This window comes from Actibacterium sp. D185-2, assembly GCF_054954595.1.
Genome location: NZ_JBPWNX010000002.1, coordinates 60,463 through 85,828, shown reverse-complemented (window position 1 = coordinate 85,828; position 25,366 = coordinate 60,463). Strand labels below are relative to the sequence as shown.

The window sequence follows — 25,366 nt, the reverse complement described above, 5'->3', positions numbered from 1 at the left end:
CGATGGCACTGATCACGCTAAGGCAACTTCTGGACCACGCGGCCGAGCACGGCTACGGCGTCCCGGCCTTCAACATCAACAACATGGAACAGGGTCTGGCGATCATGAACGCCGCGAAAGCGGTGGATGCGCCGGTGATCCTGCAGGCCAGCCGCGGCGCGCGCAAATACGCCGGCGACATCATGCTGCGCCACATGGTGCAGGCGCTGTCGGAAATGTACCCCGACATCCCCGTCTGCATGCATCAGGACCACGGCAATAACGAAGCCACCTGCCTGACCGCCATCCGCCACGGCTTTACCAGCGTGATGATGGACGGCTCGCTTGAGGCCGACATGAAAACGCCCGCCTCCTATGACTATAACGTCGCGATCACCAAGGCCGTCACCGACGCCGCCCACTGGGTCGGCGCCTCGGTCGAGGGCGAGCTGGGCGTGCTGGGCAGCCTGGAAACCGGCGAGGCCGCGGCCGAGGACGGATCCGGCGCCGAGGGCAAGCTGCGCCACGATCAGTTGCTGACCGACCCGGATCAGGCGGTCGATTTCGTGCTGAAAACCCGATGCGACGCGCTGGCCATTGCCTGCGGCACCTCGCACGGGGCCTATAAGTTCACGCGCAAGCCGACCGGCGACATCCTGGCCATGTCGACGATCGAGGCGATCCACCAAAAACTGCCCAACACCCATCTGGTGATGCACGGGTCCAGTTCGGTGCCGCAATACCTGCAGGATCTGATCAACAGTTTCGGCGGCGAGATGCCGCAAACCTATGGCGTGCCGGTCGAGGAAATCGAGCGCGGCATCAGGATGGGCGTGCGCAAGGTGAATATCGACACCGATTGCCGCATGGCGATGACCGGCCAGTTCCGCAAGGTCGCCACCCAGACCCCGCAGGAATTCGACCCGCGCAAATTCCTGATCCCGGCAATGGCCGAAATGGAAAATCTGTGCCGCGACCGGTTTGAGCGGTTCGGCACTGCCGGAAACGCCGGCAAAATCAAGGTGATCCCGCTGGACGACATGGCCGCGCGCTATGCCGATGGCAGCCTTGATCCCCAGATCGCGCAGGCCAAAGCGGCCGAATAAACAGGAGGAATCCCAAATGGACCAATCAAACCGTTACGCCCGTCTCGACCTGAAAGAGGAAGACCTGATCGCCGGCGGCAAGCATGTGCTGGTGGCCTATATCATGAAGCCGAAGGCCGGCTTTGACGGCTATCTCGCCACCGCGGCGCATTTTGCCGCCGAAAGTTCGACCGGGACCAATGTGGACGTGTCCACGACCGACGATTTCACCCGCGGCGTCGATGCGCTGGTCTATGAAATCGACGAGGCGCAAGAGTTGATGAAGATCGCCTATCCGGTCGAACTGTTCGACCGCAACATCATCGACGGGCGGGCGATGATCTGTTCGTTCCTGACGCTGGCCATTGGCAACAATCAGGGCATGGGCGATGTGGAATACGCCAAGATGCACGATTTCTGGGTGCCGCCCGCCTTTTTGAAGCTGTTCGACGGCCCCTCGACCACGATTTCGGATCTGTGGCGTGTGCTGCGGCGGCCGCATGTGGATGGCGGCTTCATCGTCGGCACGATCATCAAGCCCAAGCTCGGCCTGCGCCCGCAGCCCTTTGCCGATGCCTGCTATGATTTCTGGCTGGGCGGCGACTTCATCAAGAACGACGAACCGCAAGGCAATCAGTTGTTCGCGCCGCTGAAGGAAACCATCCCGCTGGTCGCCGACGCGATGAAGCGCGCGCAGGACAAGACCGGCGAGGCCAAGCTGTTTTCGGCCAACATCACCGCCGACGATCATTATGAGATGATCGCGCGTGGCGAATTCATCCTGGAAACCTTCGCCGAAAACGCCGATCATGTCGCCTTTCTGGTGGATGGCTATGTCACCGGCCCGGCGGCGATCACCACCGCGCGGCGCAATTTCCCCAAGCAGTATCTGCACTATCACCGCGCGGGCCACGGCGCCGTGACCTCGCCCCAGTCGATGCGCGGCTATACCGCCTTCGTGCTGTCGAAAATGGCCCGGATGCAGGGTGCCAGCGGCATTCACACCGGCACCATGAGCTTTGGCAAGATGGAAGGCGAAGCCGCCGACAGGCTGATGGCCTACATGATCACCGATGACAGCGCCGATGGCCCCTATTTCCACCAGGAATGGGAAGGCATGGGCGCCACCACGCCAATCATTTCGGGCGGGATGAATGCGCTGCGGATGCCCGGTTTCTTCGCGAATCTGGGCCATTCGAATCTGATCCTGACCGCCGGGGGGGGCTCGTTCGGGCATATCGACGGCGCGGCGGCGGGGGCGACATCGCTGCGGCAGGCCGAACAGTGCTGGAAAACCGGCGCCGATCCGCTGGAATTCGCCAAGGACCACAAAGAGTTCGCCCGCGCCTTCGAAAGCTTCCCCGGCGACGCGGACAAGCTGTTCCCGGACTGGCGCAGCGCGCTGCGGATCAATTCCGCTGCATAATCCCGTCGGGATCGGTTAAACCGGCCCCAAATCGACGGCGCGGGCGACTCGCGCCGTCCCCACCCTCAACCGCGAGACACGACCATGTTTGACCGTTCCATCAAGATCGCCCCGTCGATCCTTTCCGCAGATTTCGCCAATTTCGGCCAGGAAATTCAGGCCATCGAAGCCCAGGGATGCGATTGGGTGCATGTGGATGTGATGGATGGCCATTTCGTTCCCAACCTGACCTTCGGGCCGCCGCTATGCGCCGCGATCCGCCCGCATATCAAGACGGTGATGGATGTGCATCTGATGATCTCGCCGGTCGATCCCTATATCGACGCCTTCGCCGATGCGGGCGCCGACATCATTACCGCCCATCTGGAGGCGGGCCCGCATATCCACCGCACCCTGCAGGCCATTCGCGGCGCGGGCTGCAAGGCGGGTCTGGCGCTGAACCCCGGCACCGGGATCGAGGATATCGACTATCTGCTGGATATGGTCGATCTGATCTGCGTGATGACGGTGAACCCCGGCTTTGGCGGGCAGAAATTCATCCACTCCCAGATCGACAAGGTGAAGCGGCTGCGCGCGATGATCGGTGACCGGCCGGTCCATATCGAAATCGATGGCGGCATCACCCCCGAAACCGCACCGCTGATGGCGGCGGCCGGGGCCGATGTGCTGGTGGCCGGATCGGCCGTGTTCAAGGGCGGCTCGGTCGCCAACCCCGGCGTTTACGGCGACAATATCCGCGCCATCCGCAACGCGGCACAGGCCGTGGCGCAGGCGGCCTGATGCCGCCACTGGCGGGACGTATGCGAATGTGTCTATGATTTACCCGTCAAATGGGAGGACAATCAGCATGATCCGCACGGCGCTTCTTTTCACCCTGCTGGCCGCGCCCGCCGTGGCCAGCGAGGATATCCCCGACCAGTATCCTCAATCGCCGCTCTATTCGAAACCGGTCGAGGTGATCCCGCATATCTTCACCGCCATCGGCGCCACCGCACCGCCGACCTATGAGAACGCGGGCCATAACAACAACCTGTCCTTCATCGTGACCGGCGACGGGGTGATCGTGATCAACGCGGGCGCGAATTCCCTGCTGTCCAGCGCGCTGCATGACGAAATCAAGGCGGTGACCGATCAGCCGGTGAAGCTGGTGATCAACGAGAACGGCCAGGGTCACGCGATGCTGGGCAACGCCTATTGGGTTGCGCAGGGCATCGACGTGCTGGCCCATGCGGACGCGGCGCAAGAGTTCGAGGAGACCGCGTTTCAGGCGCATGAGGGCATGAAACGCTATGCCCGAGAAAAGGCCGAGGGCACCGAAATTCAAGGGCCGACCATCACCTTCGAGGATAACTACATCATCGACATGGGCGATTTTCATATCGAGGTGCTGCATCTGGGCCCGGCGCACAGCCCCGGCGACATCCAGGTCTGGATTCCGGCCGAGAAATTCATCATCGCCGGTGATATCGCCTTTCACGAACGGATGCCGCCGATTTTTGCCGAGACCTGCACAAGCTGCTGGATCGAAACCTGGGAAACCGCGTTCGAACCACTGGGCGCACTTTACGTGATCCCCGGCCACGGCCACCCGACCAACATGGCGCAGGTCACCCGCTATACCCGCGATTATCTGGTCTATCTGCGCGGCAGGATCGGCGAACATATCGACGCGGGCGGCGCGCTGGACGATGCCTATTACGTCGATCAGTCGCCCTATGCCCATCTTGATACGTTCGAGGAACTGGCCACCAAGAACGCCGGCGTCGTGTTCACGGAAATGGAGTTCGAATAATGGCCGTCTCGCCCCCTGTTTGCGATTTCGGATGGAAAGCGCCGGATTTCGCCCTGCCCGGCACCGATGGCAAGACCCATGCGCTGTCGGATATCGCCGGGCCGAAGGGCACGCTGGTGATGTTCATCTGCAATCACTGCCCCTATGTGATCGCGGTCCGGGACCGGATCATCCGCGATGCCAAGGACCTGCAGGCGCTGGGGATCGGCGTGGTCGCGATCAGTTCGAACGACGCCACCGCCTATCCCGAGGACAGTTTCGACCGGATGACAGATCTGGCCGTGCAGCTCGCCCTGCCCTTCCCCTATCTTTATGATGCGGATCAGTCGGTGGCGCGCGCGTATGGCGCGGTTTGCACCCCGGATTTCTTCGGCTTCGACGCCGGTCTGGGCCTGCAATATCGCGGCCGTCTGGATGCCTCGCGCAAAGCGGCCGGGCCGCCCGACCTGCGCCGCGACCTGTATGAGGCCATGACGCAGATCGCCGAAACAGGGCACGGGCCGGCCGATCAGATCCCGTCGATGGGCTGTTCAATCAAATGGAAGGATGCCGCGTGAAGGCGATAATCTTCGATCTGGACGGCACGCTGATCGACAGCGCGCCCGACATCCACGCCGCCGTGAACCGGATGCTGGCCGAGATCGGCGAGCAGGACCTGACCTTTGACGTGGTCCGGTCGTTCATCGGCAACGGCGTGCCCATGTTGATCGAGCGGGTAATCGGCGCCAGGGGGCTTGGCATGGCCTATCACAAGGTGATGCATGACATTTTCATGCGCTACTACAACGCCGATCCGGCAACGCTGACCACGCTGTATCCCAATGTGGAAAAGGTGCTGACCGATTTCTGCGCCGAAGGCTTTCGTCTGGGCGTGTGCACCAACAAGCCCGCGGGCCCAACCCGCGATATTCTGACCGCCTTCGGGATCGAGGGGCTGTTCGATGCGGTGATCGGTGGCGATACGCTGACGGTCAAGAAACCCGACCCCGCGCCGCTGCTGGCCGCGGCCAAGGCGCTGGACGGGGCCGCCACGATCTATGTCGGCGACAGCGAGATCGACGCCGAAACCGCCCAGCGCGCCCGGCTGCCCTTCGCCCTGTTCACCGAAGGCTACCGCAAACTGCCGGTGGCGGATCTGACCTATGACGCGAAATTCACAGATTTCGCCGAATTGCCGGGGATCGTCGCCCGCCTTGCGCCACTGCCCGCATGACCCTGTCTGCCCTGATTTTCGACGTGGACGGCACGCTTGCCGAAACCGAAGAGGCCCACCGCGCCGCTTTCAACGAGGTGTTCGCGGCCCATGATCTGGGCTGGCACTGGACCATGTCGGAGTATCGCTGGCTGCTGAAGACGACCGGCGGCAAGGAACGGATGCGCGCCTGGCAGGCGCATCTGCCCGCGTCCGCGCCGCGCCTGAGCGATGACCGGATCGCCGCGCTGCATGTCGAAAAAACCGCCCGCTACGGCGCGATTCTGGCGCGCGGCGATCTGGCCCTGCGCCCCGGCGTGGCCGCGCTGATCGCCGCCGCCCGCGCCGCCGGGCTGAAACTGGCCGTCGCCACCACCACCAACCGCCCCAATGTCGAGGCGCTGACCCGCGCCTGCTGGGGCCTGCCCGCCGATCGGGTCTTCGACGCCATCGCCGCCGGGGATGAGGTGCGCGCCAAGAAACCCGCCCCCGATGTGTTCAGGCTGGCGCTGGACCTGCTGGGCCTGCCCGCCGACGCCTGCATCGCCTTCGAGGACAGCCTGAACGGGTTGAAATCGGCCCAGGGCGCAGGCCTGCGGGTGATCATGACGCCCAGCACCTATACCGACGACGAAGATCACGGCGCGGCCACATGGTGCGTGCCCTCGCTGGCACGGGAAAACTGGCCCGAGGTTCTGACCGCGGCACTTATCCCTTGATTTGACGCGCGCGCCAAAGTTCACATAACAGACCGTCCGGTCCTTGCGAAACATTCACCATTTTGTATGTTTCGTGACATTCACTGCCGCTCACGCCCTTTGGGAGGACACCATGGAAATCAAACCGATCGCGCCCAGCTTCGCGGCTTCGCCGCAGATCAAGCCGGCCGATGTCGCCCGCGCCGCGCAGGCGGGGTACAAGACGATCATCTGCAATCGTCCCGACGGCGAAGCCGACGATCAGCCCCCCGCCGCCGAAATCGCCGAGGCCGCGCGCGCCGCCGGGGTCGAGTTCCGCTATCTTCCGATCAAGCCCGGCATGATCTCGGACGAAATCCTGCAAAGCTTCGATGACGCGCTCAAGGGCTGCAAGGCGCCGATCCTGGCCTATTGCCGCACCGGCACGCGCTCGTCCACCCTATGGGCGCTGGCGCGCGCAAAGATGCTGTCGCCCGAGGCGATCCTGACCGCGACCGCGCAGGCGGGGTATGATCTGTCGGGTCTGCGCCCGATGATGGAGGAACGCTTCGGCACCGATGTCTATGCCGCGCGCCCGGAAAAATACGATGTGCTGATCGTCGGCGGCGGCGCCGGGGGCGTGGCCACGGCGGCCTCTATCCTGAAACGCCGGCCGCAGGCCAAGGTGGCCATCATCGAGCCGCGGGCGGAGCATTACTATCAGCCCGGCTGGACGCTGGTCGGCGCGGGCGTGTTCAGCAAGGCCCAGACCATGCGCAAGATGGCAGATGTGCTGCCCGACGGGGTGACATGGTTGCGCGGTGCGGTGGCCGGTTTCCTGCCCGGCCAGAACGAGGTGTCGCTGGAAAACGGCGCGCGTTATGCCTATGAGGTGCTGGTGGTCTGCCCCGGCCTGAAACTGGCCTGGGAAGCGGTCGAGGGTCTGCCGGCGACACTGGGCAAGAACGGTGTGACCTCGAATTACCGTTATGATCTGGCGCCTTACACGTTCGAGCTGGTCCAGCAGATGCGCGGCGGCAAGGCGCTGTTCACGCAGCCACCGATGCCGATCAAATGCGCGGGCGCGCCGCAAAAGGCGATGTATCTGTCCGCCGATTACTGGCTGCGCACCGGCGTTCTGAAGGATGTGGATGTCGAGTTCTGCAACGCTGGCGGCGCGTTGTTCGGGGTGGCCGATTACGTGCCCGCGCTGATGGAATATGTCGAAAAATACGACGCCACGCTGTCCTTCTTCCACAATCTGGTCAAGGCCGACGGCCCCAACAAGGTCGCGACCTTCGAGGTGACCCAGGGCGAGACCAAGACCCTGGTCGAAAAAGAGTTCGAGATGATGCATGTCTGCCCGCCGCAGACCGGGCTCGATTTCATCAAGGCGTCGCCGCTGTCGGATGCCGCCGGTTGGGTCGATGTGGATCCGGCCACGATGCAGCACAAGAAATTCGCCAATGTCTTCGGGCTGGGCGATGGCTGCAACACCTCGAACGCCAAGACGGCGGCCGCGGTGCGCAAACAGGCCCCGGTGGTCGCGGTGAACGCGATCGCGGTGCTGGAGGGCAAGGAGCTGGCGGCGCAATATGACGGCTACGGCTCATGCCCGCTGACGGTCGAGCGGGGCAAGATCGTGCTCGCCGAATTCGGCTATGGCGGCAAGCTGATGCCGTCCTTCCCGGACTGGATCATCAACGGCAAGAAGCCGTCGCGCCGCGCCTGGTTCCTGAAAGAACGGATGCTGCCGCCGATGTACTGGCAGGGCATGTTCCGTGGCCGCGAATACCTGGCCGAGCCGGACATGACCTTCAAGAAGATCGGGACCGAGTAACGCCAGCCGAGCTTTTTACGGTTCGGAAAGGAAGAAAATTCACGAATTTTCTTCTGACCTGAAAAATCTTCGTGAAGATTTTTCCGCTGTCCGCGCAGATCGAACCGCCCCCGGATCAGATCCGGGGGCGGTTTTTCAATCAGGCAAAATGCGCCGTCACCGCCTTGGCGGTCTTGGCCACGATCTCGTCCGCCTCGGCGCGGGTCAGGCACAGCGGCGGGGCAAAGCCGATGATGTCGCCCTGCGGCATCGCCCGCCCGATCAGCCCGTCTGCCGCCATCGCCGCCGCGATCTGCGGCGTGACCTTGCCCGCCGGATCAAAGAACTTGCGCGCCGCGCGATCCTCGACCAGTTCGACCGCGCACAGCATCCCCTCGCCGCGAATCTCGCCCACATTCGGATGCTCGCCCAGCGCATCCACCATTCCCGCGCGCAGATAGGCGCCGACGTCGCGGGCATTCTGAACCAGGTTCAGATCATCCAGAAGCTTCAGGTTCGCCACCCCCGCCGCCGCCCCGATGGGATGCGCCGAATAGGTCCAGCCATGGCCGATCGGGCCGTTTTCATCGGTGCCCTGCTCCAGCACCTTCCACATCCGGTCACCGACGATGGATCCCGACAGCGGCGCATAGGCCGAGGTCAGCCCCTTGGCGATGGTGATCAGGTCAGGTTTCATCCCGTACAGATCCGAGCCGAACATCGTGCCCAGCCGCCCGAAGCCGGTGATCACCTCGTCGGCGATCAGCAGGATATCGTGCTTTTCCAGGATCGGCTGGATCGCGTCCCAATATCCGGCGGGCGGCGGCACGATGCCCCCGGTGCCCAGCAGCGGCTCGCCGATGAAGGCGGCGATGGTGTCGGGTCCTTCGCGTTCGATCAGCGCTTCCAGCTCGGCCGCGCAATGGGCGCTGAACTGCGCTTCGGACATGGCGTCATCGGCGCGGCGGTAATAATAGGGCGCCTCGGTGTGGATGACCTGGCTCAGCGGCAGATCGAACTTCTTGTGAAACAGTTCCAGCCCGGTCAGCGACCCCGACATCAGACCAGAGCCGTGATAGCCGCGCCAGCGGCTGATGATCTTCTTCTTTTCGGGCCGGCCCAGGATGTTGTTGTAATACCAGACCAGTTTGATGTTGGTCTCGTTCGCGTCGGACCCGCCCAGCCCGAAATAGACCTTGGACATATGCGCCGGCGCGCGGTCCAGAACCATTTTCGACAGGGTGATCGAAGCCTCGGTGCCGTGGCCGACATAGGCGTGGTAATAGGCCAGCTCGCGCGCCTGGGTCGCGATCGCCTCGGCGATTTCGGGGCGGCCATAGCCGACGTTGACGCAGTAAAGCCCGGCAAACCCGTCCAGCAGGCGGTTCCCCTCGCGATCCTCGATATGACAGCCCTTGGCGCTGGTGATGACGCGCTGCGGCGCCTCGCCCCGGGCGAACTGCGCCAGATGGGTCGAGGGGTGAAAGAAGTTTTCCCGATCCCATTGTTCAAGCAGATCATTCTTCAGCATCGGCTGTCCTTTTGCGGTTTGCGGCACACGGCCACGTCATGATTTCAGGAATTCCCCAACATCGCAAATACCGGGGCGAAAATGTATCCAAACACCCCCGTCGCCGCAGAAAAAACACCTGCCGCGCGCGGGTTCGGCAGCTATTTCATCTGCCCCGCCAACAGGTCCAGCGGCAGGGTGCCGGGGGTTTTGACCTGCTTTGTCACGATATAGGAATAATACCGCGCCAGCCCTATCTGCGCCTCGAGGATCTCGTCGATCAACCGTTGATAGCTGTCGATACCGGGCGTCACCACCTGCATCAGGTAATCGAACCCGCCGCCCAGCGCCCAGCAGCCCACCACCTGATCACGCGCGGCGATGCCGCGTTCGAACCGCTGGAAATCGGCGGCCTTGTGACCGTCGAGTTCCACCGTCACGAAGACCGTCACATGCGGCCCCAGCGCCGACGGGGCGATCTCGGCGCGGTAGCCTTCGATCACGCCCGCGCGTTCCAGCCGCTTCAGCCGCTCCCAGCAGGGGGTCGGCGACAGGTTGATCCGCGCCGCCAGGTCGGATTTTGTAATGCGGCCCTCGCGCGACAGGATACGCAGGATTTCGATATCGCGATCGTCCAGTTTTATCATGATGTCACGCCTTGATCGTGACCCCCGCGCCGGCGGCGCGGGTCAGGGCGGCGGCATGGGTGGCGATCGCGGTATCCTGCGCGCCGGTGCCGGTCAGGTCGCAAATGGTGATCTGATCGGGGGCGGTGCGCCCGGGCACGGCGCCGGTGATGATCTGGCCCAGTTCGGGCGGCAGGCCGCCGGTCCACAGGCCCGCCTCTTCGGCGGTGCGCAACTCGCCCAGCGCGCGGCATTGGGCGGCATTGTCGGCCACATAAAGATCGGCCCGGACCAGTGCCGCAGCGTCGATTTCATTCTTGCCGGCCTGATCGGCGCCCATGGCGGTGATGTGCAGGCCCGGATGCAGCCAGTCGGCCCGCAGCACCGGATCGCGCGCGGGCGTGGTGGTGACGACCAGCTGGCTGTCGGCGACCAGCCGGGCCGGATCGGGCTCATAGCGCGCCCCGACACCAAGGCGCGCGGCCAGATCGGCGGCGCAGGCGGCGCCCTTGGCCGGGTCGCGGGCCCAAACCAGCACGCGCTGGAACGGGCGCACCAGATGCGCGGCCTCGATTTGCAGTCGCGCCTGCACACCCGCCCCGATCACCCCGGCGCAGTGCACGGTTTCAGGTGCCAGATGGCGCGCGGCCACGGCCCCCGCCGCCGCAGTGCGGATATCGGTCAGATAGCCATTGTCCAGAAACAGTGCCTGAACCAACCCGGTTTGCGCCGAAAACAGGATCATCAGCCCGTTCAGGCTGGGCAGGCCCAGTTTCGGATTGTCGAAAAAGCCGGGGCTGACCTTGATCGCGAACCCGTCAAATCCGGGGATATAGGCGGTTTTCACATCCACCTCGCCATGCGCGGCGGGCAGGTCCATCGACATCACCGGCGGCATCACCACCCCGCCCTGCGCAAGGGCGGCGAAGGCACGCGCGACCACATCGACGGCGGCAAGGTCCAGCTTGACCGCCGCGCGCAGCTCGACCTCGGTCAGGATCGATACGTCATGCGCCATAGCTGACCCCCTTGACGGTCAGATCGCCCAGCGCCACGTCCTGTCCCGCCACCACACGGGTGAAAAGCGTCATGTCCAGATTGCGGCCGCTCAGGATCGTGCCGACCGGCCCGGCAGGCAGGTCCAGACCGCCCGCCATCAGCACCGCCAGCCCGACGACCGCGCCGCCCTCGGCCACCAGCCGGTCCTCGTAATACAGCGCCTGCATGGCGCGATAAATCTGATCCTCGCTGACCAGAACGGTGTCGTCCAGATAGTCGCGGCACAGGTTAAATGAACACACGTTCTGCAACCCGATCCCGCCGCCCAGACTGTCGGCCAGGCTGGGCCGTTCGGTCACCTCGACCGGATGGCCCGCGCGCAGGGACGCATGCATCGCGGCCCCCCGGTCCATGGTCACCCCGATCACCCGGATCCCGGGGTTGATCGTCTTGGCGGCCAAGGCCACGCCGCCCGCCAGCCCGCCGCCCGACAGCGGCACCAGAAGCGTGGCCAGATCGGGTCGCGCCAGCAGCATCTCGACCCCGATCGTGCCCTGCCCGGCAATCACCGATGGGTCGTCGAAGGGCGGCACCTCGGCCAATCCGTCCTCGGCCACCAGGCGGTCCACCTCCTGCTGCGCGTCGTCCTGGCTGTGCCCGACGATCCGCACCTCGGCGCCCAATGCGCGGATGCCATCGACCTTGGCCTGCGGCACCAGATCCGACATGCACACCACTGCACGCATCCCGCGCGCCCGCGCCGCATAGGCCACGCCGTGCCCGTGATTGCCGGTCGAGCAACAGGCCACCCCGGCCACATCGCCCAGCCCCGCAACCGCGTTCAGCGCGCCGCGCAGCTTGAACGCGCCGATGGGCTGCGCGATCTCCAGCTTCAGCAACACCTCGCGCCTGGCCAGACCGCTGAAGAACGGCGACGGCACCAGCGGCGTGTTATCCGCAACGCCCGCAATTTGCGCACGGGCGGCCAGAATATCGGCAAGCGTCGGACTCATCGCATCCCTCTGTCGGTAATGAACAATTTGCAGTCGCCCCTGTGCGGGGGCTTGCGGCAGAACCGCTTCATGCTCAGACTGGCACAACGCCCTGAGGCCAACACGCCCAGCCCCGGGAAGTCAACACCCGCCCTGCAGGAGAATCGCGCATGATCCAGAAACGTGTTCCGTTCAGCGATGCGGAATATGCCCGCCGCCTGGCGAAAACCCGTGCCGCAATGGCCGCGCGGGGGCTGGACGTGCTGTTTGTCGAGGATCCGTCGAACATCGCCTGGCTGACCGGCTATGACGGCTGGTCCTTTTATGTGCATCAGGGGGTTCTGGTGTTCCCTGACGCCGACCCGATCTGGTGGGGCCGCAATCAGGATGTCAACGGCGCGCTGCGCACCGCGTGGATGGCCGATGACCGGGTGCGCGGCTATGCCGACACCTTCGTACAGTCCACCACCCGTCACGCGATGCAGGATCTGGCCGGGATCATCAAGGATTTGGGTCTGGGGCACGCGCGGATCGGCGTCGAGATGGAGAATTACTATTTCTCGGCCAAGGCCTATGTCACCCTGCTGGCCGAACTGCCCGAGGCCGCGCTGGTGGACGCCACCGCGCTGGTCAACTGGCAGCGTGCGGTGAAATCCGGCGAAGAGATCGCCTTCATCCGCAAGGCGGCGGCGATTTCGGAAAAGCTGGTCGACGGGGTGCTGGAGCGGGTCGAGCCCGGCCTGAAGAAGAACGAGCTGGTGGCCGAAATCTACCGCGATGCGATCCGCGGCATCGGCGACGACTGGGGCGATTACCCGGCCATCGTGCCGCTGCTGCCGTCGGGCTCGGACGCGGCGGCGTCGCATCTGACATGGGACGGGCGCCCCTTCGTGACCGGCGAGGCCACGTTCTTTGAGCTGTCGGGCTGCTATCGCCGCTATCACGCGCCGTTCTGCCGCACCGTGTTTCTGGGCACCCCGCCCGATTTCCTGCTGCGCGCCGAGGCGGCCCTGGTCGAAGGGCTGGAGGCCGGGCTGGAGGTCGCCCGCGCCGGCAACCGCGCCTGTGACGTGGCCAACGCGCTGGCCGCGCCGCTGACCCGCGCCGGGATCGAACGCGGCGCGCGCTGCGGCTATCCGATCGGCATTTCCTATCCGCCCGACTGGGGCGAGCGCACGATTTCCTTCCGGGCCGAGGATGAAACCGTGCTGGAACCCGGCATGACCTTCCATTTCATGCCCGGCCTGTGGATGAAGGATTGGGGGCTGGAAATCACCGAATCCATCCTGATCCGCGACGAAGGTCCGGCCGAAACCTTCTGCAACCGCCCCCGCAAGCTTTTCGTGAAAAACTGACATGCTGAAAGAGACCTGCACCATTCTGGACGAGCTTGTGGGGTTCGCCACCGTATCCTCGGACAGCAATCTGGACATGATCGCGCATATGGCCACGCGGCTGTCGGATATCGGCGCGCAGGTCGATCTGATGCACGATGGCAGCGGCACCAAGGCCAATCTGTTCGCCACGCTGGGCCCCGCCGATGCGCCGGGCGGGATCGTGCTGTCGGGGCATACCGATGTGGTACCGGCCGAGGACGAGGACTGGACCTCGGATCCCTTCGCGCTGCGGCAGGGTGACGGGCGCGCCTATGGCCGCGGCACCTGCGACATGAAGGGGTTCATCGCTGCCGCGCTGGCGATGGCGCCCGGCTTTGCCACCGCGCGGCTGACCCGGCCGCTGCACTTTGCCTTCACCTATGACGAAGAGGTCGGCTGCATGGGCGGTCAGGCCCTGGTGGCCGAGTTGGAGGCGCGGGGCATTCGCCCCGCCATCGCCATCATCGGCGAGCCGACCGAGATGAAGATCATCGAGGCGCACAAGGGCTGCTGCGAATATACGACCGAGTTTCACGGCCTGGACGGCCACGCCTCGGATCCCGGCGCCGGGGTGAACGCCGCCGAATACGCGGTGCGCTATGTCACCCGGCTGCTGGAACTGCGCGACGCGCTGATCGCCCGCGCACCCGCCGACAGCCCGTTCGAGCCGCCCTTTACCACGCTCAGCCTGGGCCGGATCAGCGGCGGCACCGCCAGCAACGTGATCGCCGCCCGGGCCGAAATCGACTGGGAAATGCGCCCGGTGCAAAATTCCGACGCGGCCTTCGTGAAGGACGAGATCGGGCGCTATGTGAACGATGTTCTGTTGCCCGCGATGCGCGCGGTCCACCCGCAGGCCGACATCACCACCCGCGTGATCGGTGAGGTGGCCGGGCTGGAACATATGCCGCAAAACGCCGCCCGCGCCCTGCTGGCGAAACTGACCGGCCAGAACAGCAGCCACACCGTACCCTTCGGCACTGAGGCGGGGCTGTTTCAGGCCCTGGGCTGTTCGGCCGTGGTCTGCGGGCCGGGCTCGATCCGGCAGGCGCACCGGCCCGACGAATATATCGCGCTGGATCAGCTTTCGCAGTGTCTGGACATGCTGGCGCGGCTGACGCCGCAACTGGCGGCATAGCGCGGCGCGTCAGCCCTTGGTGCGGTTCATGATCTTTTCGAAGGCGTCGGTGCTGATCTGCATGATCTTGCCGCTTTCGGCGCTGTATTGCGCCATCGCGGTCTTCATGAACTGTGCCTGAATCTCGCCGATCTTGTTCATGTCGCGGCAGTTCATCAGTTCCTGCTGCAACTTCATGTCTTCCTTCAGGCGGTTGCCCACGAATTCCATCACCTCGGCCCCGGAACGGCCCATCGCTTCCATCATCGCGGTGCCGAAGCCGCCCAGCAGCGCCAGCCCTTCGGTCTGCATTCCGGAAAAGGCGCCGGGATCGCCCAGCTTCGGTGTCGGGGTGTTTGCCATGGTCTTTCCTCGCGGTTCGGGGGACAGGGTTATCGGCGCAGTCTACACTGATTCCCGTATCAGTTGTTTGTGCTTCTTTGCCGCGCCCCCCGGCTTAGGCGACCCGCCGCCCCTGCACCCAGGTTTCGCGCACCATCGGGGTGCCGTCGATGCGAGCCACGCGCACCAGATCGGCCCGCGCGCCGGGGGCGATCCGGCCCCGATCGCGCAGACCGGTGGCATCGGCGGGCGCGCGGGTGACGGTGGCGATACCGCGCGCCATGTCATCCCACAGATCGCCCAGCATCACCGCCGCCATCAGCAGCGCCGAAGGCACGTAATCCGACGACACGATATCCAGCAGATCCATCTCGGCCAGTGTTGCCGCCGCCACATTGCCCGAATGCGACCCGCCCCGGATCAGGTTCGGCGCGCCCATCATCACCGCGATGCCATGAGCGTGGCAGGCCTGCGCCGCCTCGACCGTGGTCGGAAACTCGGCCAGCCTGATGCCATGCTGCGCCGAAACCCCCACATGGGCGCCGGTGGTGTCGTCATGGCTGGCCAGAATCGCGCCATAGCGCCGGGCCTCGGCCACCGCCGCGGCCTCATGCGCATCGCCCAGCCGGTCGCGCATGTCCCGCAGATTGGCGACATGCTCGATGAACTCGGCCTCACTCAGGTTGTTCTTGCCCATCACATAGGCCTTGAGCTTGGAGATATCGCGAAACTGCCGCTGCCCCGGCGTGTGATCCATCAGACTGACAATGCCGACCCGATCCTCGGCGCCGAATTCGGCCAGTTCGGCGATCAGGGTTTCCGAACAGACCTCGGCCCGCAAATGCAGGAAATGACTGATCCGCAGCGCATCCTTCGCCCGCAAATCCAACAACTCGGCCGCCAGACCGCGCGCATAGGGCTTATAGCGGGTTTTGCCGCTGGGGACCGAACCCACCCGCATCGCGTCGAACACGGTGGTGATGCCGACGCCCGCCAGTTCCGCGTCATGGGCGATGATCGCGCTGGCATGGGGCCAGTCGACGCTGGGGCGCGGCTGGATGTGGCGTTCCAGATTGTCGGTGTGCAGCTCGATCAGGCCGGGCATCACCATGTCGCCCCCGCAATCCACGGCGCCCGGCGGCACCGCGCGGCCCTGATCGATGGCGGCGATATGGCCGTCCTCGATCCGCAGGGCGCCATGCACCACCTCGTCGGGCAGAACCAGCAGGGCGTTGGCCAGGGTGATATCGGTCATCGAAGGCTCCTTGAAGATCGGTCCTGTGCCGTGCGATGGCTGTCATGCAACTGTTGCGTGAGGCCCCTATGGCTCAGACTATGAACGAGTATAAGCGATATGCGATTTATTTCGCACCCGAGCCGGGGCCGCTGGCGGATTTCGGGGCGCGCTGGCTGGGCTGGGACGCCGCGATCGGGGCGGTGCCCGATGCGCCCGCCCTGCCCGATCTGCCGCGCCCGTTGCCCGAAATCACCGAAACCCCGCGTAAATACGGGTTTCACGGCACGATCAAGCCGCCCTTCCATCTGGCCGACGGCAAATCCGAGCCCGCGCTGCATCGCGCCGCCGCCACCCTGGCCCGGCACCTGGCCCCGGTCACGCTGGACGGGCTGGAACTGTCGCGGCTGGGCCATTTCCTGGCGCTGACGCCCACCGGACGCACCACCGCGCTGGCCTCGCTCGCCGCGCATGTGGTGATGGAACTGGACAGTTTCCGCGCGCCGCCCGGCCCGGCCGAACTGGCCCGCCGCCGCCCCGGCGCGCTGACCGAGACACAGCGCGCATTGCTGTCGCGTTGGGGATATCCCTATGTGATGGAAGAATTCCGCTTTCACCTGACCCTGACCGGCCGACTGTCCGACGAATACGCGACCGCGACCGAGGCCGCGCTGGCCCCGCTGATCGCCCCCCTGCTGCCGCGCCCGTTCGAGGTCAACAGCCTGTGCCTGTTCGGCGAGTCCGCGGCAGACGGGCGTTTCCGGCTGCTGCACCGCTATACCCTTTCCGGCTGAACCGCGTTCAGCATCGCCTGAACCGCCGTGTCCAGATCGCCGTCGTTGCAGATCACCCGCACCCGCAGCCCCGCCGGCAACGCATAGCCCGCGCGGTCCAGCCGCCGGGCGATGTCCTCGGCACTTTCGCGTCCCCGCTCGGCCAGCCGCGCCGCCAGCACCGGCACCGGGGCGGTCACATGCAGCACCGTGAGGCCGGGATAGGCGCGCACCGCGTCGGCCAGCACCCCGCGCGAGCCGTTGAACAGCACGTCCTGCCCGCCCGCCAGCGCCGTGTCGATCGCCGCCGGGATGCCGTAGGACAGCCCGTGCGCCTGCCACCACAGGGCAAAGCCCCCGGCTGCGCACCGCGCCGCGAAATCGGCCTCGCTGACCCCCTCGAAATCCTCGCCGCCCGCATCCGAGGGGCGGGTGATCACCCGGCGCACAAGGTGCAGATCGGGCCGGCGCGCCCGCGCCGCCACCATCAGCGTGTCCTTGCCCGCACCCGACGGGCCGACCACCGCGAACAGCCGCCCCGCCATCACGCCATCCCCGGCGTAAAGGCCGACACGTCCACTTCGCGGTCGCAGACCCGGTCGCGCGCCGCTTCGTCATGAAAGATGCCGATGATCGCCGCGCCGCGGGCCTTGGCCTCTTCGATCAGCGTCAGCACCACCTCGCGGTTGGCGGCGTCAAGGCTGGCGGTCGGTTCGTCCAGCAGCAGCGCGGGATATTCATAGGCAAAGCCGCGCGCGATGTTCACGCGCTGCTGCTCGCCCCCCGAAAAGGTGGTGGGCGACAGCGCCCACAGCCGCTCGGGGATGTTCAGCCGGGCCAGCAGATCGCGGGCACGGGCCAGGGCCGCGTCGCGGTCGTGGCCGGTGTTCAACAGCGGTTCGGCCACCACCTCGACCGTGGGCACGCGGGGAACGACGCGCAGGAACTGGCTGACATAGCCCAGCGTGCGGCGGCGCAGTTCCAGTATCTCGCGCGGCTCGGCGCGGGCGACATCGACTCCGCCCACCAGGATATGGCCGCTCTGCGCCAGATAGTTGCCATAGATCATCCGCATCAGGGTCGATTTGCCGGCCCCCGAGGCGCCGATCAGCGCCACGCATTGCCCCGGCGCCACCGACAGGGCCGCCCCTGCCATCACCGGGATCACCGCGCCGCCCTGATTGTGCAGGGTAAAGCTTTTGTGCAGGTCACGAATTTCGATCATCACGTCATCCTTGCCGCTAGAGCCAGCGGCGCCATTTGAAAAACAGGTAAGTGACCAGCGCCGAGGCCACCATCACAATCAGCGCCGCCGGATAGCCCCAGGGATGGGCCAGTTCGGGCATAAAGCGAAAGTTCATCCCGTAGACCGAGGCCACCAGCGTCGGCGGCATGAACAGCACCGCCACGATCGAGAAGATGCGCACGGTGGCGTTCTGCTCCAGGTTGATCATGCCCAGCGTCGCGTCGTCGATCAGGCTGATGCGCGAGGACAGGAAATCCGCATGCACGCCCAGCGCACTGATATCGCGCTGCGCGCCCTTCACCACGGCGCGCAGGGCCGCATCGCCGCTGTCCAGGGTCTGATCATAAAAGCTCAGCGCGCGTTCCACCGTCAGCAGGCCCAGCCGCACCCGGCCCAGCAATTCCCCCTGACGGCCGATTTCCTGCAGCACGGCGCGCATCTTGCCGTGCTGGTGATACCCGTCGCCGCCGAAGACCCGCGCCGACAGACCGTCCAGCGCCTTGCCCACGCCTTCCAGAAGGTCGGCCAGCCGGGCGATGATTTCATCCATCAATCCCAGAAAGATATGCTCGGCCGAGCCGGTGCCGGTGGCAGTCTTATCGGCCCGGTCGGGAAACGTGTCGAACGGGCGCGGCGCGTGGTGGCGCACTGTAATCAGCCGCTGCTCGGACAGAATGAAACTGACCGGCCCCGCCAGCGGCGTATCGGCCTCGGTCAGCCCCGGCAGGACCACGGTCATGAAATCGGCCCCCGCCTCGCGGAACAGACGGTTCGAGATCTCGATCTCCTCCATCTCGTCCAGCGAGGGCACCGCATGGCCCAGCGCGGCGACGGCGCGGACCTCGTCCGCATCCGGGCGATAGAGGTCGATCCAGATCGCATCGGCCAGCACCGCGTCCTTCAGCGGCTGCACCCCGTTGCCGTTTTGCCGATAGGCCTTGAGCATCGGTTACACCTGCAACACGGAAGAGACCAGAAGCTGGGTATAGGCGTGCTGCGGGTCGTCCAGCACCTGATCGGTCAGGCCGGTTTCCACCACATGACCCGATTTCATCACCATCAGCCGGTCGGCCAGCAACCGCACCACCGCCAGATCATGGGTCACAATGATCGCAGACAGCCCCATCTGCCGCACCAGACCGCGCAACAGATCCAGCAGCCGCGCCTGTACGCTGACATCAAGCCCGCCGGTCGGTTCGTCCATGAACACCAGCCGCGGCCCGGTCACCAGATTGCGCGCGATCTGCAACCGCTGCTGCATCCCGCCGGAAAACGCGCTGGGGCGGTCGTCGATCCGGTCATCCGCGATCTCGACCCGGCCCAGCCAGTCCAGCGCCTGCCCCCGGATCTGGCCGTAGTTGCGCGCCCCCACCGCCATCAGGCGTTCCCCCACATTGCCGCCGGCGCTGACGCCCATGCGCAAACCGTCGCGCGGATTCTGATGCACGAAGGCCCAGTCGGTGCGCGACAGCATCCGCCGCTCGGGCTCGCTCATCGTCACGGTGTCCTTCAGCCCGTCGGTGCGGGTGTCGAACAGCACCTGCCCGCTGTCGGGGGTCAGATGCCCGGCCAGACAGTTCAGCAGCGTGGACTTGCCCGAGCCCGACTCGCCGACGATCCCCATCACCTCGCCCGGGTACAGATCGAACGAAATATCGGCACAACCGATCCGCGCGCCATAGAGCTTGGTGATGGCGTCCACCTTCAGCAGCGGTGTCATCGCAAGCCTCCGATTCCGGCAGATGAAAATTTTTCCCGAAAAATTTTCGGCTGAAAAATCTTCGTGAAGATTTTTCCGGTCCCGCTCATGCCGTACCCTCCCCGAAAGGCACGCCCATCTCGCCCAGGTGACCCGCCGCACGGCGGTCGGCGCAATAGTCGGTGTCGGAACATACGAACATCCGCCCGCCCGCGTCATCCAGGATCACCTCGTCCAGATAGGTATCCCCGGCCCCGCACAACCCGCAGGGATGATCCGCCTTGGAGGGGTCGAACGGGTGATCCTCGAAATCAAGGCTGACCACCTTGCAATAGGGCGGCACCGCATAAATGCGCTGCTCGCGGCCCGCGCCGAACAGTTGGATCGCAGCCATTTCCATCTTCGGGTTGTCGAATTTCGGGATCGGCGACGGATCCATCACATAGCGCCCCTCGACCTTGACCGGATAGGCATAGGATGTGGCGATACTGCCATGGCGCGCGATATCCTCATAGAGCTTCACATGCATCAGGCCGTATTCCTCCAGCGCGTGCATCTTCCGGGTCTCGGTCTCGCGCGGTTCGAGAAAGCGCAGGGGTTCCGGGATCGGCACCTGATAGACCAGAATCTGATCCTCGGTCAGGGTCTGCTCGGGGATGCGGTGGCGGGTCTGGATCACCGTGGCCTCGGCGGTGTGCTCGGTCGTGGCGACGTCGGCGGTGCGTTCAAAGAACTTGCGGATCGACACCGCGTTGGTGGTATCGTCGGCGCCCTGGTCGATCACCTTGAAGGTATCCTCGGGCGTCAGGCAGGCGGCGCTGACCTGCACACCGCCGGTGCCCCAGCCATAGGGCATCGGCATTTCACGGCTGGCAAACGGCACCTGATAGCCCGGGATCGCCAGCGCCTTGAGCAGCGCGCGGCGGATCATCCGCTTGGTCTGCTCGTCCAGATAGGCAAAATTATATTGGCCGGCTTCGGTCATTTTTTCGCCTTCTTTTTCAGCGAGATTAACGAAAACGCAAACGGGGTGTACATATGCTCAACTGGATGGCGACGATAACCTGCGATCAGATCATCCTGAGCGCGATCTGCTGCTGCGCGGTTGGCGAGATGATGATCCACCTGCTGCCCGACGCGGTGGCCGGCCCCGGCGGCTGGCTGGTGGATACCGGCGACAATTGATCCGCTCATTCCGCGGCCTCCCGCGTCCGGGCGACCGCAGCCGCCTCGGCGCGCAGCTTGCGCACCAGTTCCAGTTCCGACTGGAAATCGACGTAATGGGGCAGCTTGATATGCTCCAGAAACCCGGTCGCCTGAATATTGTCGGAATGGCTGATCACGAATTCCTCGTCCTGCGCGGGGACGCCGGCGCTGTCCTCGCCCAGTTCTTTCCAGCGCAGCGCCCGGTCCACAACCGCCATCGAAATCGCCTTGCGCTCGGTATGACCGAAGGTCAGCCCATAGCCGCGGGTGAACTGGGCCGGTTCGGTTTTTGATCCGACGAACTGGTTGACGGTTTCGCATTCGGTCAGCGTGACCTCGCCGATCTCGACCGCAAAGCCCAGTTCGGGGATCTCCATCTCGACCGGAACCCGGCCCACGCGCAACTCGCCCACGAAGGGGTGGTTCTTGCCATAGCCGCGCTGGGTCGAATAGGCCATCGACAGCACGAAACCTTCATCGCCGCGCGTCAGCGCCTGCAGCCGCAGCGCGCGGTTGGCGGGAAATTCCAGTGGCGCGCGGGTCAAATCGGGCGGGGTGTCGTCGGCATGGGGTTCGGTCTGGATCAGCCCGTCGCGGTTCAGCATCCCGGTGACATGCGGCACCGGCCCGGCCAGCGGCGCGGCCTCGGCGGCGGCGGGCGGCGCACCCTCGGCCGCCAGTTTGAAATCCAGAAGCCGGTGGGTGTAATCGAAGGTCGGGCCCAGCACCTGCCCGCCCGGCGCGTCCTTGAACGTGGCCGAGATGCGGCGGTCGCAGGCCATCGCGCCGGTCTCGACCGGGTTGGAATGGCCGATGCGCGGCAGCGTGGTGCGATAGGCGCGGATCAGAAAGATCGCCTCGATCATGTCGCCGCGCGCCTGTTTGATCGCCAGCGCCGCCAGATCGGGGTCGTAAAGCGACCCCTCGGCCATCACCCGGTTCACCGCCAGCGCCAGTTGCTCGCGGATCTGATCGACCGACAGTTCCGCCACCGATCTGTCACCGCGGCGTTCCTCGGCCAGCCATGCATGGGCGTTGTCGATGGCGCGCTCGCCGCCTTTGACAGCTACATACATCAGACAACCCCCATGTCGCTGTCGCCCGTGGGCGCGGCCACCTGCGTGGTGCGCGGCAACCCGGCAAGCTGGTCGCCCGCGGTGAAATAGAAATCCAGCCCCAGCGGATACAGCGCCGCATTGGCCTGCAAGGCAGTGATATTGGGCAGGCGCAGGGTCTCGGTCGTCTCGATCCCCGGCCCGGTCAAGGTCGCGCCCGCCTTGCTCAGCAGCGCCACTTCGACGATCAGCGTGGCCGAACGGTCGGGATATTCCGCCGTGCCGATCCGATAGGCCCGCAGCGGGTGCAGCGCCGACCAGCCGCCGACGGCGAACACGGCCTCGGCCGGTCCGACGATCGGCGCGCCGGTGTGAAAGGCCAGCCAGTCGCGCAGCTCGGGCAGATCATGCGAGGGCGCCAGATAGACCGGCGTTTCCGCATCGGCCAGCGTCAGCAGCAGCGTGCCCGCCGCAACCGACAGCGGCGCGGGCGGCGTGGCGCCGCGCAGCGTCTGGATCCGGCCAGGCCGGGCCATGGCGTTCAGCGCGGCGCGAAACGCCTGCGCCGCCTGCACCGGCGCGTCGGCAAATCCGCCTGTCAGGGCCTGCATGTCCATGCGCTCAATCCTCCCCCCGGACCATCGTGAAGAAATCCACCTTGGTGGCGGCGGCCTTGGCGGCGCGGGCGGCGGCGGCCTGTTCGCGCTCGGCCGCCAGCGGCACCAGCACCCTGGCGCGCACCGTGTCGGCCGCGCCGGTCTGCATCATCGCATCCAGCAGTGCCGCCTGACGCGCCTTTTCACGGTCGCGCCCCTGCACATAGGCATGGCCGACCGCGCCACCCTGTTCCAACGTCACGGCGCAGCGGGTAACCGTCATTTCGCCCAGATTGAAGGGCGCGCCGGTACCGCCCGCACGGCCGCGCACCATCACGCCGCCCACCTCGGGCGCGCGCAACCAGCGAAAGGCGGGCTCGGGGCCCAGTTCGGCCCCCAGCGCGGCCCAGTGGCGCGCCAGTGCCGGTGCCGGGGTCTGGGCCAGCAGGCTCATCCAGTCTTGTCTCGTGTCGATCTTTGTCATGTTAGACAGCTTGCCGATTTGTCTGCGTTACTATACAACTAGACAAATGGATACGCGGCCCGCCCGAGTCGCGCAAGCGCATAGATGTGAACTTTAGGTAACAGTCATGGGTCGCACCCCGATCTGGAAATCCATCGCCGCGGCCCTGAGCGCCGAAATCGGCGAGGGGCACTATCGCCCCGGCGACAAGCTGCCGACCGAGGCCGAGCTGTCGCAGCGCTTTGGCGTCAACCGGCACACGGTGCGCCGGGCGCTGGCCGACATGGCGGCGCGCGGCATGGTCCACGCGCGGCGCGGCGCCGGGGTCTATGTGGCCGCCAAGCCGACCGACTATCCGATCGGGCGGCGGGTGCGGTTTCACCAGAACCTTCAGGCCGCCGGCCAGACCCCCGACAAGCGCATTCTGCGGCTGGAGACCCGGCTGGCCGATATGCGCGAGGCCGCGGCGCTGCACCTGACGCCCGAAGACATGGTGCAGGTTTATGAGGGTATCTCGCTGGCCGATGACACGCCGATCGCACTGTTCCGCAGCATCTTTCCCGCCGCGCGGTTTCCCGATTTGCTGGCCGCCCTGGGCGAGACGCGGTCGGTCACCGCGGCGCTGGCAAGGGGGGGCCTGGACGACTACACCCGCGCCTCGACCCGGCTGACGGCGAAGCTGGCCAATCCCACCCAGGCGCTGCACCTGCGCATCACCGAGGGCGCGCCGATCCTGCGCACCGTCAGCATCAACGTCGATTCCGACAATATGCCCGTTGAATACGGCCATACCTGGTTCGCCGGCGACCGGATCAGCCTGACGGTGACGCCGGAATAGCTAAAACCCTTAGCCTATTGTCATACCCGCGATACAGAGTCGGGTTATCCACAAGTAAAACGCGAGTGGCGAGCAGACAGATGCCTCACCTTCTTCACCCCTTGCGCCTGACCGGTGCAACCATCTTACGCGACGGCGAATTGCAGCGCCGGTCGCTGGCGATCGCCAACGGGCGCATCACCAAGGGCCCCCTGCCCGAGGTGGATCTGTCGGGCTATCTGATCCTGCCCGGTATCATCGACCTGCATGGCGATGCGTTCGAGCGCCATGTGGCGCCGCGCCCCAGCGCCCCGTTCGAGCTGGGCCTGGGCCTGGCCGGCACCGACCGCGACGCGGCCTCTAACGGCGTGACCACCGCCTGGCTGGCGCAATGCTGGTCCTGGGAAGGCGGCCATCGCGGCCCCGATCACGCCGAGGCGGTCATGGCCGCGCTGGACAGCTATCGCCGCCAGGCGCTGACCGATCTGCGACTTCAGATCCGCTGTGAAACCCATCTGGTGGACAGCGGCCCGCGCCTTCTGGCCGCGGTCGAGCGGCACGGGATCGACTATGTCGTGTTCAACAATCACCTGGAGGAAGCCGCCGAATATGCCCGCGAACAGCCCGAGGTGATCTTTCACTGGGCGCGTCAGGCCGGGCGCACGCCCGAGCAGCACATGGCCCTGGTCGAGGGCGCGCTGGCCCGCAACAAGGACGTGCCCCGCCACCTGTGCCGCCTGGCCGAGGCGTTCGACCGGCTGGGCGTGGTCTATGGCAGCCATGACGACCCCGACGGCGAAACCCGCGAGCATTTCTCGATGATCGGGGCGCGGATCGCGGAATTCCCGACCTCGCGCCGCGCCGCCGCCGCCGCCAAGGCGATGGGCGATCCGGTGCTGATGGGCGCGCCCAACGTGGTGCGCGGCGGATCGCAGGCGGGCAATGTCGCGGCGCTGGACATGGTGGCGCAGGGTCTGTGCGATGCGCTGGTCTCGGATTATTATTACCCCGCGCTGGCGGCTGCGGCCTGGCGGCTGGTCGACGAGGGCGTGCTGCCCCTGCCCGCCGCCTGGGCGATGATTTCCGAAAAGCCCGCCGAAATCCTGCGCCTGCCGGATCGCGGACGGCTGGATTTCGGCAAGCGCGCCGATATCTGCGTTATCAACGAAGACACCCGGCGGGTCGAGATGACGATTTCCGGCGGCCGGCTGAGCTATCTGGCGGGCGAGGCCGCGCACCGGTTTGCCGGGCGGATCGGCGCGCTGGACATGGCCGCCGAATAAAAGCTTCAAACAGCCGTCACACAGCGTTTAAGCCGGTGTCACGATACATCGCATAGGTTTCC

At 65.6% G+C, this 25,366-nt stretch carries 28 protein-coding genes; 14 read left to right on the top strand and 14 right to left on the bottom strand.

Going from position 1 to position 25,366, the window contains the following annotated elements:
• Positions 1-2: 2 nt before the first annotated feature.
• From fba to ACSR1C_RS03880, 8 genes are all read left to right on the top strand, one after another.
• Positions 3-1,085, top strand: a complete 1,083-nt coding sequence (fba, locus tag ACSR1C_RS03915) for a class II fructose-bisphosphate aldolase (RefSeq protein WP_460258033.1) — start codon at positions 3-5, stop codon at positions 1,083-1,085.
• A gap of 16 nt (positions 1,086-1,101) precedes the next feature.
• Positions 1,102-2,490, top strand: a complete 1,389-nt coding sequence (locus ACSR1C_RS03910) for a ribulose-bisphosphate carboxylase (RefSeq protein ID WP_460258032.1) — start codon at positions 1,102-1,104, stop codon at positions 2,488-2,490.
• An 84-nt stretch (positions 2,491-2,574) separates the two neighbouring features.
• Complete coding sequence (rpe, locus tag ACSR1C_RS03905) at positions 2,575-3,270, top strand: ribulose-phosphate 3-epimerase (protein WP_460258031.1); 696 nt, start codon at positions 2,575-2,577, stop codon at positions 3,268-3,270.
• A 67-nt stretch (positions 3,271-3,337) separates the two neighbouring features.
• Complete coding sequence (locus tag ACSR1C_RS03900; protein ID WP_460258030.1) at positions 3,338-4,282, top strand: MBL fold metallo-hydrolase; 945 nt, start codon at positions 3,338-3,340, stop codon at positions 4,280-4,282.
• Positions 4,282-4,839, top strand: a complete 558-nt coding sequence (locus tag ACSR1C_RS03895; protein WP_460258029.1) for a thioredoxin family protein — start codon at positions 4,282-4,284, stop codon at positions 4,837-4,839. Before ACSR1C_RS03900 ends, ACSR1C_RS03895 begins: the two co-directional genes overlap by 1 nt.
• Entirely contained in the window at positions 4,836-5,495 is a 660-nt protein-coding gene (gph, locus tag ACSR1C_RS03890) for a phosphoglycolate phosphatase (RefSeq protein WP_460258028.1), read from the top strand. The genes ACSR1C_RS03895 and gph overlap by 4 nt, the downstream gene beginning before the upstream one ends.
• Positions 5,492-6,193 (top strand): HAD-IA family hydrolase, encoded by a 702-nt coding sequence (locus ACSR1C_RS03885; protein ID WP_460258027.1) that lies wholly within the window; start codon positions 5,492-5,494, stop codon positions 6,191-6,193. Before gph ends, ACSR1C_RS03885 begins: the two co-directional genes overlap by 4 nt.
• 112 nt (positions 6,194-6,305) lie before the next feature.
• Positions 6,306-7,991, top strand: coding sequence for a bifunctional protein tyrosine phosphatase family protein/NAD(P)/FAD-dependent oxidoreductase (locus ACSR1C_RS03880; RefSeq protein WP_460258026.1), 1,686 nt, complete (start codon positions 6,306-6,308; stop codon positions 7,989-7,991).
• A gap of 139 nt (positions 7,992-8,130) precedes the next feature.
• Here ACSR1C_RS03880 and ACSR1C_RS03875 read toward each other — a convergent pair whose 3' ends face one another.
• The 4 genes from ACSR1C_RS03875 to eutB form a co-directional block, all read right to left on the bottom strand.
• Positions 8,131-9,501: an aminotransferase gene (locus ACSR1C_RS03875; protein ID WP_460258025.1), complete on the bottom strand. Its 1,371-nt coding sequence runs from the start codon at positions 9,499-9,501 to the stop codon at positions 8,131-8,133.
• A gap of 140 nt (positions 9,502-9,641) precedes the next feature.
• Positions 9,642-10,124, bottom strand: a complete 483-nt coding sequence (locus ACSR1C_RS03870; protein WP_460258563.1) for an Lrp/AsnC family transcriptional regulator — start codon at positions 10,122-10,124, stop codon at positions 9,642-9,644.
• Positions 10,125-10,131: 7 nt separating this feature from the next.
• Entirely contained in the window at positions 10,132-11,124 is a 993-nt protein-coding gene (locus ACSR1C_RS03865; protein WP_460258024.1) for a cyclodeaminase, read from the bottom strand.
• A complete protein-coding gene (eutB, locus tag ACSR1C_RS03860) occupies positions 11,114-12,118 on the bottom strand; it encodes a hydroxyectoine utilization dehydratase EutB (RefSeq protein ID WP_460258023.1) in 1,005 nt (334 codons plus the stop codon). Before eutB ends, ACSR1C_RS03865 begins: the two co-directional genes overlap by 11 nt.
• A 149-nt stretch (positions 12,119-12,267) precedes the next feature.
• On the opposite strand from eutB, the gene ACSR1C_RS03855 reads away from it, so the two are divergent.
• Together ACSR1C_RS03855 and argE are read left to right on the top strand one after the other, a co-directional pair.
• Entirely contained in the window at positions 12,268-13,452 is a 1,185-nt protein-coding gene (locus ACSR1C_RS03855) for a M24 family metallopeptidase (RefSeq protein ID WP_460258022.1), read from the top strand.
• Between the two features lies 1 nt (position 13,453).
• Complete coding sequence (gene argE, locus ACSR1C_RS03850; RefSeq protein ID WP_460258021.1) at positions 13,454-14,611, top strand: acetylornithine deacetylase; 1,158 nt, start codon at positions 13,454-13,456, stop codon at positions 14,609-14,611.
• Between the two features lie 9 nt (positions 14,612-14,620).
• Here argE and ACSR1C_RS03845 read toward each other — a convergent pair whose 3' ends face one another.
• Together ACSR1C_RS03845 and ACSR1C_RS03840 are read right to left on the bottom strand one after the other, a co-directional pair.
• Complete coding sequence (locus tag ACSR1C_RS03845) at positions 14,621-14,953, bottom strand: phasin family protein (protein ID WP_460258020.1); 333 nt, start codon at positions 14,951-14,953, stop codon at positions 14,621-14,623.
• A gap of 94 nt (positions 14,954-15,047) precedes the next feature.
• Positions 15,048-16,187, bottom strand: a complete 1,140-nt coding sequence (locus tag ACSR1C_RS03840) for an alpha-D-ribose 1-methylphosphonate 5-triphosphate diphosphatase (protein ID WP_460258019.1) — start codon at positions 16,185-16,187, stop codon at positions 15,048-15,050.
• An 80-nt stretch (positions 16,188-16,267) separates the two neighbouring features.
• On the opposite strand from ACSR1C_RS03840, the gene ACSR1C_RS03835 reads away from it, so the two are divergent.
• Entirely contained in the window at positions 16,268-16,960 is a 693-nt protein-coding gene (locus ACSR1C_RS03835) for a DUF1045 domain-containing protein (protein ID WP_460258562.1), read from the top strand.
• Here the strand turns inward: ACSR1C_RS03835 and phnN are convergent.
• From phnN to ACSR1C_RS03810, 5 genes are all read right to left on the bottom strand, one after another.
• On the bottom strand, positions 16,942-17,484 hold the full coding sequence (phnN, locus tag ACSR1C_RS03830) for a phosphonate metabolism protein/1,5-bisphosphokinase (PRPP-forming) PhnN (protein ID WP_460258018.1): 543 nt from the start codon (positions 17,482-17,484) through the stop codon (positions 16,942-16,944). The genes ACSR1C_RS03835 and phnN overlap by 19 nt on opposite strands.
• The gene (gene phnL, locus ACSR1C_RS03825; RefSeq protein ID WP_460258017.1) at positions 17,484-18,164 is read right to left on the bottom strand and encodes a phosphonate C-P lyase system protein PhnL; all 681 of its coding nucleotides are present in this window, start codon (positions 18,162-18,164) and stop codon (positions 17,484-17,486) included. Before phnL ends, phnN begins: the two co-directional genes overlap by 1 nt.
• Before the next feature lie 16 nt (positions 18,165-18,180).
• Positions 18,181-19,131: a magnesium transporter CorA family protein gene (locus tag ACSR1C_RS03820; RefSeq protein WP_460258016.1), complete on the bottom strand. Its 951-nt coding sequence runs from the start codon at positions 19,129-19,131 to the stop codon at positions 18,181-18,183.
• 3 nt (positions 19,132-19,134) lie between these two features.
• A complete protein-coding gene (gene phnK, locus ACSR1C_RS03815; protein ID WP_460258015.1) occupies positions 19,135-19,905 on the bottom strand; it encodes a phosphonate C-P lyase system protein PhnK in 771 nt (256 codons plus the stop codon).
• Positions 19,906-19,990: 85 nt separating this feature from the next.
• Positions 19,991-20,869: an alpha-D-ribose 1-methylphosphonate 5-phosphate C-P-lyase PhnJ gene (locus ACSR1C_RS03810; protein WP_460258014.1), complete on the bottom strand. Its 879-nt coding sequence runs from the start codon at positions 20,867-20,869 to the stop codon at positions 19,991-19,993.
• Between the two features lie 53 nt (positions 20,870-20,922).
• Between ACSR1C_RS03810 and ACSR1C_RS03805 the strand changes: the two genes are divergently transcribed.
• The gene (locus ACSR1C_RS03805; protein ID WP_460258013.1) at positions 20,923-21,069 is read left to right on the top strand and encodes a hypothetical protein; all 147 of its coding nucleotides are present in this window, start codon (positions 20,923-20,925) and stop codon (positions 21,067-21,069) included.
• Between the two features lie 5 nt (positions 21,070-21,074).
• Here the strand turns inward: ACSR1C_RS03805 and ACSR1C_RS03800 are convergent, their stop codons facing one another.
• From ACSR1C_RS03800 to phnG, 3 genes are read right to left on the bottom strand one after another with little or no spacing between them, the layout of a single operon-like run.
• Positions 21,075-22,166, bottom strand: a complete 1,092-nt coding sequence (locus ACSR1C_RS03800) for a carbon-phosphorus lyase complex subunit (protein ID WP_460258012.1) — start codon at positions 22,164-22,166, stop codon at positions 21,075-21,077.
• A complete protein-coding gene (gene phnH / locus ACSR1C_RS03795) occupies positions 22,166-22,762 on the bottom strand; it encodes a phosphonate C-P lyase system protein PhnH (protein ID WP_460258011.1) in 597 nt (198 codons plus the stop codon). The genes ACSR1C_RS03800 and phnH overlap by 1 nt, the downstream gene beginning before the upstream one ends.
• Positions 22,763-22,766: 4 nt before the next feature.
• Positions 22,767-23,225 (bottom strand): phosphonate C-P lyase system protein PhnG, encoded by a 459-nt coding sequence (gene phnG / locus ACSR1C_RS03790; protein ID WP_460258010.1) that lies wholly within the window; start codon positions 23,223-23,225, stop codon positions 22,767-22,769.
• A 106-nt stretch (positions 23,226-23,331) separates the two neighbouring features.
• Here phnG and phnF point away from each other — a divergent pair, with 106 nt between their 5' ends.
• Positions 23,332-24,042: a phosphonate metabolism transcriptional regulator PhnF gene (gene phnF, locus ACSR1C_RS03785; RefSeq protein ID WP_460258009.1), complete on the top strand. Its 711-nt coding sequence runs from the start codon at positions 23,332-23,334 to the stop codon at positions 24,040-24,042.
• A gap of 80 nt (positions 24,043-24,122) precedes the next feature.
• The gene (locus tag ACSR1C_RS03780) at positions 24,123-25,304 is read left to right on the top strand and encodes an alpha-D-ribose 1-methylphosphonate 5-triphosphate diphosphatase (protein ID WP_460258008.1); all 1,182 of its coding nucleotides are present in this window, start codon (positions 24,123-24,125) and stop codon (positions 25,302-25,304) included.
• Positions 25,305-25,366 lie beyond the last annotated feature (62 nt).

What these genes read in the sequence shown, in the direction of transcription:
- fba (WP_460258033.1), top strand. Translation starts at nt 3, where the DNA reads ATGGCACTGATCACGCTAAGGCAACTTCTGGACCACGCGGCCGAGCAC.
- ACSR1C_RS03910 (WP_460258032.1), top strand. Translation starts at nt 1,102, where the DNA reads ATGGACCAATCAAACCGTTACGCCCGTCTCGACCTGAAAGAGGAAGAC.
- rpe (WP_460258031.1), top strand. Translation starts at nt 2,575, where the DNA reads ATGTTTGACCGTTCCATCAAGATCGCCCCGTCGATCCTTTCCGCAGAT.
- ACSR1C_RS03900 (WP_460258030.1), top strand. Translation starts at nt 3,338, where the DNA reads ATGATCCGCACGGCGCTTCTTTTCACCCTGCTGGCCGCGCCCGCCGTG.
- ACSR1C_RS03895 (WP_460258029.1), top strand. Translation starts at nt 4,282, where the DNA reads ATGGCCGTCTCGCCCCCTGTTTGCGATTTCGGATGGAAAGCGCCGGAT.
- ACSR1C_RS03885 (WP_460258027.1), top strand. Translation starts at nt 5,492, where the DNA reads ATGACCCTGTCTGCCCTGATTTTCGACGTGGACGGCACGCTTGCCGAA.
- ACSR1C_RS03880 (WP_460258026.1), top strand. Translation starts at nt 6,306, where the DNA reads ATGGAAATCAAACCGATCGCGCCCAGCTTCGCGGCTTCGCCGCAGATC.
- ACSR1C_RS03875 (WP_460258025.1), bottom strand. Translation starts at nt 9,501, where the DNA reads ATGCTGAAGAATGATCTGCTTGAACAATGGGATCGGGAAAACTTCTTT.
- ACSR1C_RS03865 (WP_460258024.1), bottom strand. Translation starts at nt 11,124, where the DNA reads ATGGCGCATGACGTATCGATCCTGACCGAGGTCGAGCTGCGCGCGGCG.
- eutB (WP_460258023.1), bottom strand. Translation starts at nt 12,118, where the DNA reads ATGAGTCCGACGCTTGCCGATATTCTGGCCGCCCGTGCGCAAATTGCG.
- ACSR1C_RS03855 (WP_460258022.1), top strand. Translation starts at nt 12,268, where the DNA reads ATGATCCAGAAACGTGTTCCGTTCAGCGATGCGGAATATGCCCGCCGC.
- argE (WP_460258021.1), top strand. Translation starts at nt 13,454, where the DNA reads ATGCTGAAAGAGACCTGCACCATTCTGGACGAGCTTGTGGGGTTCGCC.
- ACSR1C_RS03845 (WP_460258020.1), bottom strand. Translation starts at nt 14,953, where the DNA reads ATGGCAAACACCCCGACACCGAAGCTGGGCGATCCCGGCGCCTTTTCC.
- ACSR1C_RS03840 (WP_460258019.1), bottom strand. Translation starts at nt 16,187, where the DNA reads ATGACCGATATCACCCTGGCCAACGCCCTGCTGGTTCTGCCCGACGAG.
- ACSR1C_RS03835 (WP_460258562.1), top strand. Translation starts at nt 16,268, where the DNA reads ATGAACGAGTATAAGCGATATGCGATTTATTTCGCACCCGAGCCGGGG.
- phnN (WP_460258018.1), bottom strand. Translation starts at nt 17,484, where the DNA reads ATGGCGGGGCGGCTGTTCGCGGTGGTCGGCCCGTCGGGTGCGGGCAAG.
- phnL (WP_460258017.1), bottom strand. Translation starts at nt 18,164, where the DNA reads ATGATCGAAATTCGTGACCTGCACAAAAGCTTTACCCTGCACAATCAG.
- ACSR1C_RS03820 (WP_460258016.1), bottom strand. Translation starts at nt 19,131, where the DNA reads ATGCTCAAGGCCTATCGGCAAAACGGCAACGGGGTGCAGCCGCTGAAG.
- phnK (WP_460258015.1), bottom strand. Translation starts at nt 19,905, where the DNA reads ATGACACCGCTGCTGAAGGTGGACGCCATCACCAAGCTCTATGGCGCG.
- ACSR1C_RS03810 (WP_460258014.1), bottom strand. Translation starts at nt 20,869, where the DNA reads ATGACCGAAGCCGGCCAATATAATTTTGCCTATCTGGACGAGCAGACC.
- ACSR1C_RS03805 (WP_460258013.1), top strand. Translation starts at nt 20,923, where the DNA reads ATGCTCAACTGGATGGCGACGATAACCTGCGATCAGATCATCCTGAGC.
- ACSR1C_RS03800 (WP_460258012.1), bottom strand. Translation starts at nt 22,166, where the DNA reads ATGTATGTAGCTGTCAAAGGCGGCGAGCGCGCCATCGACAACGCCCAT.
- phnH (WP_460258011.1), bottom strand. Translation starts at nt 22,762, where the DNA reads ATGGACATGCAGGCCCTGACAGGCGGATTTGCCGACGCGCCGGTGCAG.
- phnG (WP_460258010.1), bottom strand. Translation starts at nt 23,225, where the DNA reads ATGACAAAGATCGACACGAGACAAGACTGGATGAGCCTGCTGGCCCAG.
- phnF (WP_460258009.1), top strand. Translation starts at nt 23,332, where the DNA reads ATGGGTCGCACCCCGATCTGGAAATCCATCGCCGCGGCCCTGAGCGCC.
- ACSR1C_RS03780 (WP_460258008.1), top strand. Translation starts at nt 24,123, where the DNA reads ATGCCTCACCTTCTTCACCCCTTGCGCCTGACCGGTGCAACCATCTTA.